Source organism: Streptomyces colonosanans (assembly GCF_001866645.1).
GTDB classification, from domain to species: Bacteria; Actinomycetota; Actinomycetes; order Streptomycetales; family Streptomycetaceae; genus Streptomyces; species Streptomyces colonosanans.
In genome coordinates this window covers 34,858-46,103 of record NZ_MLYP01000015.1, presented here as the reverse complement: position 1 = coordinate 46,103, position 11,246 = coordinate 34,858, and the positions used below count along the sequence as shown (strand labels likewise).

The 11,246-nt window shown below is 70.9% G+C and carries 10 protein-coding genes and 1 pseudogene; 5 read left to right on the top strand and 6 right to left on the bottom strand.

Features of this window, described 5'->3' with window-relative positions:
• Positions 1 to 247: 247 nt before the first annotated feature.
• A complete protein-coding gene (locus BIV24_RS06890) occupies positions 248 to 1,858 on the bottom strand; it encodes an MFS transporter (RefSeq protein ID WP_071365271.1) in 1,611 nt (536 codons plus the stop codon).
• Between the two features lie 261 nt (positions 1,859 to 2,119).
• Here BIV24_RS06890 and BIV24_RS06885 point away from each other — a divergent pair, with 261 nt between their 5' ends.
• Together BIV24_RS06885 and BIV24_RS06880 are read left to right on the top strand one after the other, a co-directional pair.
• Positions 2,120 to 3,286 carry a glycosyltransferase family 39 protein gene (locus BIV24_RS06885; protein WP_071365275.1) on the top strand — a complete coding sequence of 389 codons (1,167 nt, stop codon included), beginning with the start codon at positions 2,120 to 2,122 and terminating at the stop codon, positions 3,284 to 3,286.
• A 236-nt stretch (positions 3,287 to 3,522) separates the two neighbouring features.
• Positions 3,523 to 4,548 carry a phosphatase PAP2 family protein gene (locus BIV24_RS06880; RefSeq protein WP_071365270.1) on the top strand — a complete coding sequence of 342 codons (1,026 nt, stop codon included), beginning with the start codon at positions 3,523 to 3,525 and terminating at the stop codon, positions 4,546 to 4,548.
• Between the two features lie 98 nt (positions 4,549 to 4,646).
• On the opposite strand, the gene BIV24_RS06875 is transcribed toward BIV24_RS06880, so the two are convergent.
• A complete protein-coding gene (locus BIV24_RS06875; protein ID WP_071365269.1) occupies positions 4,647 to 4,862 on the bottom strand; it encodes an I78 family peptidase inhibitor in 216 nt (71 codons plus the stop codon).
• A gap of 546 nt (positions 4,863 to 5,408) precedes the next feature.
• On the opposite strand from BIV24_RS06875, the pseudogene BIV24_RS35065 reads away from it, so the two are divergent.
• Positions 5,409 to 5,639 (top strand): annotated as a pseudogene (locus BIV24_RS35065) (aa3-type cytochrome oxidase subunit I); the annotation flags it as partial.
• Positions 5,640 to 5,701: 62 nt separating this feature from the next.
• On the opposite strand, the gene BIV24_RS06865 reads toward BIV24_RS35065, so the two are convergent.
• Positions 5,702 to 6,388: a LysM peptidoglycan-binding domain-containing protein gene (locus tag BIV24_RS06865; RefSeq protein WP_071365267.1), complete on the bottom strand. Its 687-nt coding sequence runs from the start codon at positions 6,386 to 6,388 to the stop codon at positions 5,702 to 5,704.
• Positions 6,389 to 6,928: 540 nt separating this feature from the next.
• On the opposite strand from BIV24_RS06865, the gene BIV24_RS06860 reads away from it, so the two are divergent.
• The gene (locus BIV24_RS06860) at positions 6,929 to 7,702 is read left to right on the top strand and encodes a hypothetical protein (RefSeq protein ID WP_071365266.1); all 774 of its coding nucleotides are present in this window, start codon (positions 6,929 to 6,931) and stop codon (positions 7,700 to 7,702) included.
• 99 nt (positions 7,703 to 7,801) lie between these two features.
• Complete coding sequence (locus BIV24_RS06855) at positions 7,802 to 8,185, top strand: hypothetical protein (protein ID WP_071365274.1); 384 nt, start codon at positions 7,802 to 7,804, stop codon at positions 8,183 to 8,185.
• Positions 8,186 to 8,248: 63 nt separating this feature from the next.
• Here BIV24_RS06855 and der read toward each other — a convergent pair whose 3' ends face one another.
• The 3 genes from der to cmk all read right to left on the bottom strand — a co-directional run bounded on the left by der (position 8,249) and on the right by cmk (position 11,144).
• Positions 8,249 to 9,730, bottom strand: a complete 1,482-nt coding sequence (gene der, locus BIV24_RS06850; protein ID WP_071365265.1) for a ribosome biogenesis GTPase Der — start codon at positions 9,728 to 9,730, stop codon at positions 8,249 to 8,251.
• 62 nt (positions 9,731 to 9,792) lie between these two features.
• A complete protein-coding gene (locus tag BIV24_RS06845) occupies positions 9,793 to 10,452 on the bottom strand; it encodes a lysophospholipid acyltransferase family protein (protein ID WP_071365264.1) in 660 nt (219 codons plus the stop codon).
• Positions 10,449 to 11,144 carry a (d)CMP kinase gene (gene cmk, locus BIV24_RS06840; protein WP_071365263.1) on the bottom strand — a complete coding sequence of 232 codons (696 nt, stop codon included), beginning with the start codon at positions 11,142 to 11,144 and terminating at the stop codon, positions 10,449 to 10,451. Before cmk ends, BIV24_RS06845 begins: the two co-directional genes overlap by 4 nt.
• Between the last annotated feature and the right edge of the window lie 102 nt (positions 11,145 to 11,246).

Below are 11,246 nucleotides of genomic sequence, written 5' to 3'. Positions count from 1 at the left end.
CTAGTGCCGCGGCAGGCAACGTTCGCCCCGTCGCGACGCCCGGCACGCACTCTCGCCGCGCCAGACGAAAGCCCAAGTACGTCCAGTACGAGGGCTTCCGTCCGCCACGCCGAGAGCACGCACCGGACGCCGCTCCTTAACGGGCAAACGTTGCCTGCCACGGCACTAGCAGCGCTAACCGGGATGGGACGGGGCCGACGCTACGGGGCGCCGCGCCGTGCGTCCAGTGCCGGGGGGCGCGCCGCCGCTACGCCGAGACGCGGGAGTCCGTGGTCTCCCGGGGTGCCGGGACCGCGTTCGCCGAGCCCGGCACGGGCGGCTCACAGTTCATGACCCGCGGCAGCCGCAGCGCCATGAGCGCCCCCAGCAGCAGCAGCCCCGCACTGACCAACAGCGTCACATGCAGCCCGTGCACGAACGACTCCCGGGCGGCGTGGCGTAGGGCCGCACCCTGCGTGCCGCCCAGGCGGTCGGCGACGTCGTACGCCTCTCCCAGCGAGTGGCCGGCGGCCCTGGACGCCGACGCCGGAACGCCCGGCACCGACGCCAGTCCGGGCGCGTACGCCGCGTTCATCACGCTGCCCAGCAGTGCGATCCCGATGCCCGCACCCAGCTGGTACGACGTCTCTCCGATCGCCGCCGCCCCGCCGGCCTGTGTCTGCGGCGCCTCGCTCAGCATCGACTCGTACGCCCCGAAGAGCGTCGTCTCCAGTCCGAAGCCGAGCAGGACGAAAACGGACAGCAGCAGCGTCGGGTTGTCGTGCCCGCCCATCGCGGTCAGTACGGTCACCGATCCGGCCGTGAGGCAGAAGCCGAAGACGACCATGCGCCGCGGGCCGAAGCGCTGCAGCATGTTCCGGCCGGCCAGGCCCGCCGCCATCGCCGCGAACGTCAGCGGCAGCAGCCGCAGCCCCGTCTGCAGCGGGGAAAGGTGCAGGACCAGCTGCAGATACTGCGCCGCGATCAGTTCGAGGCCGACGAGCGCCAGCATGGCCAGCACAATGCACCCCACCGATGCGCTGAACGCAGGCCGTGCGAACATCCGCAGGTCGACGAGCGGGTGCGTCCGACGGCGCTGACGGCGTACGAACGCGGCCAGCAGGGCCGCGCCCGTCAGCAGAAACAGCGGCGTCCACAGGCCGAACGACTCCTTGCCGCCGAGCCGCTTCACACCCAGGACCAGTGCGAAGAGACCGGCCGCCGCCATCAGCGCCCCGGCCACGTCCCACGGACCGTCGCGGTCGCCCTTCGACTCCGGCAGCAGCAGCCGTCCGATCGGCAGGCTGACCAGCATCAACGGGATGTTGATGAGGAAGACCGATCCCCACCAGAAGTGCTCCAGCAAGAAGCCGCCCAGCAGCGGCCCGATCGCCGCGCCCACCGCGGCCACCGCGCTCCAGATGCCGATCGCCAGCGCCCGTTCGCGCCGGTCGGGGAAGACGTGCCGCAGGATGGACAGCGTGGCGGGCATGATCATCGCGCCGCCCACGCCGAGCAGGGCCCGTGCCGCGATCAGCACCTGGGCGTCCTGGGCGAGGGCCGCGACACCGGAGGCCACGCCGAAGAGGGCGTATCCGGCGAGCAGGACCCGTCTGCGGCCGACCCGGTCGCCGAGCGTGCCGAAGAGAATCAGCAGCGAGGCGCAGACGAGCGGATAGGTGTCGACTATCCAGAGCAGTTCTATCGCGCTCGGCTTGAGGTCCTCGGTGACTGCGGGCACCGCGACATGCAGCACGGTGGCGTCGACGGCGACGAGCAGCAGGCTCACGCAGAGGACGACGAGGACGACCCAGCGGCGCGCACCGTCGCCGGTCTCCCGACGGCATGACGCAGTGGCAGCCGTGGTCGTCCCGGACATGTACGTACCTCCCAGATGATCCCTCGCTTCGGCGGATCCACGGGGATGGGGACTTCCCCGCGGCTGCGGCCGGGAGAAGCGGTACTCCCATGGCCCACGCAACGATGCGAGTGAGCCGCCAGCGTACGCGAGTTCCGATGGCCGTCGCGTGGCGGACCTCTCATGTTCAACGGGAACGCGGTGTGGCATACACCACGCCTCCCCCGGCCCACCATCACCGAGGAGCACCTCCGGCTTCCTGCGGCGTCGATAATCGAGCGCGTGACCGATCTTGGAACTTGCCCGACGCCGCCCCGCACCGGCGCCGTGTGCCGGGCCGCCCCCGCCCTGGCGGGCTACGCGGCGGTCCGTGCCGTGGGCCTTGTCACGCTCGCGCTGTGGAGCGCGGCGCGGGGCACCAGCCCGCACACCCTGCTGACCGCCCGCTGGGACTCGCTCTGGTACACCCGGGTCGCCGAACTCGGCTACGGCTACGAGGTCCGCCTCCCGAACGGCGACGTGCACTCGAACCTCGCGTTCTTCCCGCTGCTGCCCTGGCTGGAGCGGGCGGGCGCGGCGCTGACCCCGCTGTCGTACGCCGATGCGGGCCTCCTGGTCGCCACGCTCGCCTCCCTCGCCGCGGCCTGGGGGATCTTCGCCGTCGCGGAACACGTGTACGACCGCCGGGTCGGCGTGTGCGCGGTCCTGCTGTGGGCGGTGCTGCCGGTCGGGATCGTGCAGTCGATGGCGTACAGCGAGTCCCTGTTCACGGCACTGGCCGCCTGGTCGCTGTACGCGGTCCTGGCCGGCCGGTGGGTGACGGCGGGCGTGCTCGCCTCGCTGGCGGGGCTGACCCGTCCGGTGGGGGCCGCCGTTGTCGCGGCCGTGTGGGCGGCCGCCCTCGCCTCGCACATACGGGACCGGCGCGCGCACCCGGCGAGCGGTGTGCCGCCCTTCCGCCGTGCCATCGGCATGCTCGTCGCTCCCCTTGGCGCCGCCGGCTACGTCCTGTGGGTCGGCCATCGCACCGGCAAGGGCCCCTTCGGTTATCTGGACGTCCAGGCGGGCTGGCGCAACGGCTTCGACGGCGGCTACGCCTTCGCCCGCTTCATCGCCGGCAAGTTCACGTCCTTCCCGTCTGCCCTGGCCGGTGTCGGTCTGATCGTCGGGGTCGCGCTGATCGTCTGGCTGTACGTGGTGGGCGTACGGCAGCGCCAACCGCTGCCGTTGCTCGTGTACACGGGCCTGGTAACCGCCCTCGCGCTGGGCGCGACGAGCTACTTCGGCTCGAAACCGCGCCTTCTGCTGCCCGCCTTCCCCCTGTTGCTGCCCCTCGCCCGGGCACTCGCGCGGGTGCGCCCCTCCAGGTCGGCGGTGATCCTCGGCGGTGTCGCGGCGGTGTCGGCCCTCTACGGGGCGTTCTGGCTGAACGGCTCCGGTCCGCCATGATCCGCACCGCCGGGCCGGTGGGCGGCCGGACAATTCCACCCCGGCATTCAACTAAAGAATAAATAAGGAACACAAAACGGGGGCCCATGATGGTCAATGGACTTGCAGGCTCGATCTCATTCCTGATGAATTCCCGGAAATCGACTTCCTGTTGAGAGGAATCCCACATCACATCGTCATCACAAATCCGCTGATTCGGCCGGGCCCGCTGCTCACCCGCTGTAACGTCGATTGACGTGTGTACCGAACCAAAGCTGAGCCGTCTGGACCGGGTCTTCGCCCGGTTGGACCGTGAGCCGGAACGACCGGCCCACATTGACGTGCCCAGGATGAGCCGGCACCGGGTGGTTCTCTTCTCGGCAACTCTGGCCTTCTACACGGCGATCGTGTGGGCCGTGGTCGTCTCCTCCTGGCTGGTCCGGCTCGACTGGCAGGTCATGTTCTTCCGGCCGTACCAGCAGTGGCCTCAGATCCACGCGTTCCTCGACTACTACGTGGTACTGGGCCAGCGCGGCCCGACCGCGGTGATGGTCGCGTCCTGGCTGGGCTGGCGCTCCTGGCGGCAGCACACCCTGCGCCCACTGCTCACGCTGGGCACGGCGCTGCTTCTGCTGAACGCCACGGTGGGTGCCGCGAAGTACGGCATGGGCCGTCTCGGGCCGCACTACGCGACCGTCATCGGGTCGAACGAGATGTGGCGCGGCGGCGATATATTTCCCTCCGGCCACACCGCGAACGCCGTGGTGACCTGGGGCATCCTGGCCTATCTGGCCTCGACGCCGCGGGCCAGACGGTGGTTGTCCGCGCTCTCCGCGGTGACCTCCCTCGGCGTCGGCCTGACCACGGTCTACCTCGGTACGCACTGGCTGAGCGACGTACTCCTCGGCTGGGCCGCGGGGCTGCTCATCCTGCTGGCGCTGCCCTGGTTCGAGCCGCTGATCGCCCTTGCCGAGGCGGGCATCTTCACGCTGCGGGACCGTTGGCGCAGCCGCCGCGCCGTCCCGGTGCCGGCTCCGGCCCCGGTCGGTACACCCACACCGGTCGTCTCCCCGCGCGCGGCCGTGGCCGTGGACAAGGAGATGCAGAACCGGGAGCCGGTGGCCGCCGCCCGTGCGGCCCGGTCGCCCGCCTACCTGGCCCCCGGCCCGCATACGACCCGTTCGGAGCGCACTCCGGTCACCCCTGCGGGCAGCCGCCGGCCGCCGCACTCGGACCGGGTGTCGCGCGGCACCGCCTCGGCCCGGCCCGTGGCGGGCGGCTGAGCGGTCCACACGCGGGCTCTGGTACGCATACCTTTCCGCACGTCGAAGGCCCCGACTCGCACGAGTCGGGGCCTTCGACGTGGGCCGTCACCTGCCGGTCAGCCCTTCCAGCAGCGCCTGACCTGACCGTTCACGACCTCGAAGTTCAGCCGTCCGGCGCGGTACTCCATCGTGATGATCGCGCCCGGCGGCAGCGAGCGGACCGTGCTCCAGCCGCGCTCTCGTGCGAGCCGCTCGGCACGGTGGGCCTCCAGGCCGACGTACGCCTCCGGGGAGTCCTCGGGTTCTGCGCCCGGGGTGGGAATGGGTGCCATGCCGCCACGTTAGGCCGCGGACCCCCGCCGCGGAAGTCCGAGCCCGCCACCCGTGCCACTCACCCCCCTCCGGTCACACTTCTGTCACGGAATCACGACACCCGTTTCGCCCCAACGGAGTCACACGAACGAGGGGTTCCGGATGTGTCGCACAGCTCCTCGAACGAAATTCAGGACCGGCTCGCCGACGCGAGAGCGTGGCTCCGGATAACCCCGCGAAATAGGCCCTGCCCGGATTCACGCCGCCCTTTTCCATTCCGATTCCGGGATACCTCGCGCCGCCTGACTCCGCATAAGAAACGCACGGCTTCGGCACAGAATCCCCGTACGCCCCTGTCGGAACGCGGGACGGTGGGCGCACCTGGCATGTGCCCGTGGGACAGCCGGTCCACGGGCTGCGACCGGCCCGGCCGTGATGAGCGAAGGGACAAGCGAGGGCAACGGACACGGCGCGGGCAACCGTGGAGGCCGTGCGGAGGCGACCGGGGCGGCTGGTCGTCGACTGGCCGACCACTACCGACCACTACCGACCACAGGAAGGTCGGCCACCTCTGGAAGACCGCCAAGTACGGCACCGAGGTCAAGGTCGACGACCCCTGGGGCTTCGGCCGCTCCCTGGAGCGGGCCACCTCCTGCCCGCCGCCGCGGCACAACTTCGTCACGCTGCCCCGGATCCGCTCCGAGTCCCCGGCGTTCGACCTGCATCACCCGTTGAACGAGTGGAAGTCCGCCCCGCCCGTCCGTCCCGGTCGGTTCGGCAGGCTTCGGAGCCCGTAGGGCCGGTGTCCGGTGTGGTGCACCGGACACCGGCCCCATGGGAAGCGGCCCTGAGAGCGGCCTCAGATGTCGAGCCGCTGCCCGGGCATGATCAGGTCGGGATCACCGCCGATGACCGCCTTGTTGCGCGCGTACAGCCGCTGCCAGGTGGTCCCGTGCCGCTCGGCGATGCCACCGAGGGTGTCACCGCCGCGGACGGTGTAGTCGCCGCGCGACGCACTACGGCCCGCGTGTCCCGTCGAGCGCTCCGGCGCCTTCGACGACTGTTTCGGAGGCTGCTTCGACGGGGCGGACCTGGTGGTGCCGGAACCTGGGGACGCGTGGGCGGCCGCCCCGGCGCCCGACGCGGCGGCCGCGCTGCCGTCGGCTCCGGAACGCGCCGAGCAGACGGGCCATGCGCCCCATCCCTGCGCGTGCTGCACCCGGGCGGCGACGGCGATCTGCGCCCCTCGGGAGGCCCGGTCGGCGGTCGGGGCGTAGGCCGAGCCGCCGTAGGCGCGCCAGGTGCCGGCGGAGAACTGCAGTCCTCCGTAGTAGCCGTTGCCGGTGTTGCTGTGCCAGTTCCCGCCGCTCTCGCACTGGGCGATGCGGTCCCATACTCCGCCGTCGGCCGCGGCGGCGTCGCCGGTCACGGCGAGCAGTCCGATCGGGGCGAGCAGGGCCGCCCCGGCAAGGACCGCTGTCGTACGGGCCGTACGGGTCGTACGGGTCGTACACGCCTTACGGGCGCTGTCGGCACATTCGGACATGCATTTCCCTCTCCACGGATCCGGGATCCCCCAGGCGGGGCGCGTCGGTCCGCGTGTGGGACGCGGTCGTCGCACGCCACCCCGTCCGCCGGAGATGGTGCTGCGCGCCGATGGTGCGGCGCGGCCGGTGGACGTACCCGGACGGTGCTCGTTGCACACGGCGGAGGAATCTAGGCAGGCCGACGGCCCGGTATCAACCAACTCCTTGTCATTCCAGGCCAGTTCGCCGTTACCCGAGGTATCGGCGATTTTCGGCCACCCACTTCATTCGCTGATTTCCGGATATTTCGACCAACCACCCCTTCGGCATGTGACTTACTTCACGGCGTCAACTTGCCCCATGATCCGTTCAGTTGGCGCTGAGTAACCGATTCCGCACGCACTCTCACCCTGCGCTCCGGATGGTTCGATTCCGTTCTCTTCCGGGCGTGACTCCGGCCACAGATCGCCCGTTGTCATCTTCATGAGCCGGGGACCCCCGGGCTCATGGGCCGGGAGCCACCCGGTACCGTCACGCACCGCATCCCGAGGGAGCCACCCGTGCCGCGCATGCTCGACGTCAGCGACGCCGTACGCGCCGAGATCGGCGACGAAGAAGCCGACCGGCTGCTCGCCGGAGAGAACGCCCCGGGCAGTTACGACTGCACCTCCTGCCGCACCCTGGGCGACTCCGAGCAGGAGCGCACCAGCACCGTCCTGTTCATCGGCGAGGAGACAGCCGTCCTCGCCTTCGCCCACGCCACCTGTCTGCCCTCCCAGGTCGTCCAGGTCACCGAGGAGCAGTTGCAGGGCGCCGTCCGCTCCATCACCGCCGACGAGGGACACGCCAGGGGCGTCCCCGAGCAGGCGGTGCTGGGCGTCACCAGCGGACTCGCCCTGATCGCCGGGGAGTTGCACCCGGCGCTCGTCGTGGAGCCGACCGCGCCCATCGCACGCCCGGGCACGGTCGGCGTCGGCGACGACTTCCTGCCCCTGCTCATCGAGCAGGGCTTCATGCCGCTGACCACGATCGAGGCGATGCCGCCCGTGCTGCACGGCTGGTCGGTCCTGCTCGCGATGGGCCAGTTGCACGCTGTGCTGCAGCCCGGGACGAACGGCGGGCAGCCGGTGGCCTGGTGGCAGGCGCACCAGCCGCTCCAGGTCACCGACGGATGGCGCGCGGCCGCCAACAAGCACCAGCAGGTACTGATGTTCGCGGCGCCGGTGGGTTCGATCGGCCGCCAGCCGCGGGAGGACCTGCTGCGCGATGCGCTGGACAAGGCGGCGGCGAACGGGCAGTTGGTGGCCGCCGCCCTGCCGCTGGCGGGCACGTGAGCCCTCACCGAGGGCGGTTCCGGGCCACGGGCCGGACGCGGGCTGCCAAAGCGGCCTAATCGACCGCATCTCTTGGGCGGCGGGGTCGTTGGCACCTACGTGCACGCATATGACGTCTCCCGCCGCCAGTCCTATTCGCCGGTCCCCTACGGGCGAGCAACCCAGGACGGCGCATCGGCCACGCCGATCTACGACGCGCTCTACGACGAGTACGTCAAGTCGTTCCGGGCGTGCCCGGGCGATCGCAGCGGCGAGGAGGAGCTGGCCTTCACCGCCTTCTCCAACTCCCCGTACACCAGGGTTGCGTACGACACCGGAAGGTACGGAACAGGCCACGGCACCCCCCAGCACGCGACCGGACACCTGGCCGCCCAGCACGGCCACACGTCCACGGCAGCCGCCGCCTGGGAGCAAGTGGCGCGCCACGCCAGGGGGATGCACCACCTCCCCGCCCTGCCGCCCGCGCCGCGCCGGGGACTGTGAGCAGAACGCGCGAGGGGCGGCTCCGCCATGGAGACCGCCCCTCGCGCGTGACGCGGTTGCGCCTTACTTCTTCTTGCCGCGCTTCTCGCGCACGCGTACGGAGATATGGATCGGCGCCCCTTCGAAGCCGAACTCCTCACGCAGCCGCCGCTCGATGAACCGGCGGTAGCCCGCCTCGATGAAGCCGGAGGCGAAGAGGACGAACCGCGGCGGCTTGGTGCCCGCCTGGGTGCCGAAGAGGATGCGCGGCTGCTTGCCGCCGCGGACCGGGTGCGGGTGTGCGGCCACCAGCTCACCGAGGAAGGCGTTGAGCCGACCCGTCGGCACACGCGTCTCCCAGCCCGCCAGGGCGGTCTCGATCGCCGGGACCAGCTTCTCCATGTGCCGTCCGGTGCGCGCCGAGACGTTCACCCGCGGCGCCCAGGTGACCTGGGCGAGCTCGGTCTCGATCTCCCGCTCCAGGTAGTAGCGGCGCTCCTCGTCCAGCGTGTCCCACTTGTTGTAGGCGAGGACGAGCGCGCGGCCCGCTTCCACGGCCATGGTGATGATGCGCTGGTCCTGGACCGAAATGGTCTCGGAGCCGTCGATCAGCACGACGGCGACCTCAGCCTTCTCGACGGCCGCCGCGGTACGCAGCGAGGCGTAGTAGTCCGCGCCCTGCTGCAGGTGAACCCGCTTGCGGATACCGGCCGTGTCGACGAACTTCCAGGTCTTGTCGCCGAGTTCGATCAGCTCGTCGACCGGGTCGCGGGTGGTTCCGGCGAGTTCGTTGACGACGACGCGCTCCTCGCCCGCGACCTTGTTCAGCAGCGAGGACTTGCCGACGTTCGGGCGGCCGATCAGGGCGACGCGGCGCGGACCGCCGAGAGCGGTACTGCCGAAGGTCTGGGCGGGTGCTTCGGGCAGCGCCTCCAGGACGGCGTCCAGCATGTCGCCGGTGCCACGGCCGTGGAGCGCCGAGACGGGGTGCGGCTCGCCGAGGCCGAGGTTCCACAGGTACGCCGCGTCGGCCTCGCCGCTCGGGCCGTCGACCTTGTTGGCGCACAGCACCACGGGCTTGCCGGCCTTGCGCAGCAGTCGTACGACCGCCTCGTCGGTGTCGGTGGCGCCGACCTTGGCGTCGACGACGAAGACGACCGCGTCGGCGGCCTCGATCGCGTACTCGGCCTGCGCGGCCACGGAGGCGTCGATACCGAGGACGTCCTGCTCCCAGCCGCCGGTGTCGACGACCTTGAAGCGGCGGCCCGCCCACTCCGCCTCGTAGGTCACGCGGTCGCGGGTGACCCCGGGCTTGTCCTCGACAACCGCCTCACGGCGGCCGATGATGCGGTTCACCAGGGTCGACTTGCCGACATTGGGGCGGCCGACGACGGCGAGGACGGGCAGCGGGCCGTGTCCGGCCTCTTCGATGGCGCCCTCGACGTCCTCGATGTCGAAGCCCTCTTCCGCGGCGAGCTCCATGAACTCCGCGTACTCGGCGTCGCCGAGCGCCCCGTGGTCGTACTCGTGCTCGGCCGAGCCGTCGGGCTGGATCTGGTCGTTCATGAAGTCCGTACCTCGTTCATCGTGGTGATCGGTGGAGCACCGCTCCTACGGTGATCCACTACTCAAGTGTCGCTCTCACGCCCGGTAAGGCGCTTGGCGTTTTCCAGGTGTGCGGTGAGCTGCTCCTGGATGCGCACGGTCGCCTCGTCCAGCGCCTTGCGCGTACGCCGCCCGCTGCCGTCGCCCGCCTCGAACGGGTCCCCGAAGACGACATCGACCCGGCTGCGCAGCGGAGGCAACCCCTGTATCAACCGTCCGCGCCTCTCGGCACTTCCCAGCACCGCGACCGGCACGATCGGGGCATTGCCGCGCACCGCGAAGTAGGCGAGCCCGGCGCGCAACGAGGCGAAGTCGCCCTCCCCGCGGGTGCCCTCGGGGAAGATCCCGAGGACTCCCCCGTTATCGAGCACGCCCAGTGCCTGGGTCACAGCGGTGCGGTCGGTGGTCGCCCGGTCCACCTTCAGCTGCCCGATGCCGCGCAGGAAGGGGTCCAGGGGGCCGACGAACGCCTCCTTCTTGATCAGGAAGTGCGCCGGCCTCGGCGCCACGCCCATGACCATCGGGCCGTCCACGACATGGGAGTGGTTGACCGCGAGGATGACCGGGCCGCTCGCCGGAACCCTCCAGGCGCCCAGGACGCGCGGCTTCCACAGCCCGTACATCAGGGGGACGCCGATGCGCCGCCCGACCTCGGCACGCCGTGCCGAAGGAGCCTCGGTCACTGTCCGGTCCGCTTCTCCTCGACGAGGGTGACGACACACTCGATGACCTGCTTGAGGGTGAGGTCGGTGGTGTCCACCTCGACCGCGTCGTCGGCCTTCGCGAGCGGGGAGGTCTTGCGGTTGGAGTCGGCCACGTCCCGCTTGATCAGCGCCTCACGGGTGGAGTGGAGGTCCGCGCCCTTCAGCTCGCCGCTGCGGCGCGCTGCACGCGCCTCCGGGGAGGCGGTGAGGAAGATCTTCAGGTCGGCGTCGGGCAGCACGGTCGTGCCGATGTCGCGCCCCTCGACGACGATCCCGTTCTGGGCGGAGGCGGCGAGGGAGCGCTGCAGCTCGGTGATCCGGGTCCGCACCTCGGGCACCGCGCTGACCGCACTGACCTTGGAGGTGACCTCCTGGGTGCGGATCGGGCCGGAGACGTCCGTACCGTCCACGGTGATGGTGGGCGCGGCCGGGTCCGTGCCGGAGACGATCTCCGGCTTGCCCGCCACCGCCGCGATCGCCGAGGGATCTGCGATGTCGATGCCGTTGTTCACCATCCACCAGGTGATCGCCCGGTACTGGGCGCCGGTGTCCAGGTAGCTCAGCCCGAGCTGCGCGGCCACGGCCTTCGAGGTGCTGGACTTGCCCGTGCCGGAGGGGCCGTCGATGGCGACAATCACTGCCGGGGCGGTCCGGGCGGCGCCGTTTTCCACGGTGGAGACACCTTCCTGGTGCGGGGTGGTGGATGTGGGCGGGACGCGAGGGCGCCCCGCACAAGGTTACTGGCTCCCCGGACCCGCTATGACGGGCGGACG

Coding starts and splice junctions, on each gene's coding strand:
- BIV24_RS06890 (WP_071365271.1), bottom strand. CDS start 1,858: ATGTCCGGGACGACCACGGCTGCCACTGCGTCATGCCGTCGGGAGACC.
- BIV24_RS06875 (WP_071365269.1), bottom strand. CDS start 4,862: ATGGCACCCATTCCCACCCCGGGCGCAGAACCCGAGGACTCCCCGGAG.
- BIV24_RS06865 (WP_071365267.1), bottom strand. CDS start 6,388: ATGTCCGAATGTGCCGACAGCGCCCGTAAGGCGTGTACGACCCGTACG.
- der (WP_071365265.1), bottom strand. CDS start 9,730: ATGAACGACCAGATCCAGCCCGACGGCTCGGCCGAGCACGAGTACGAC.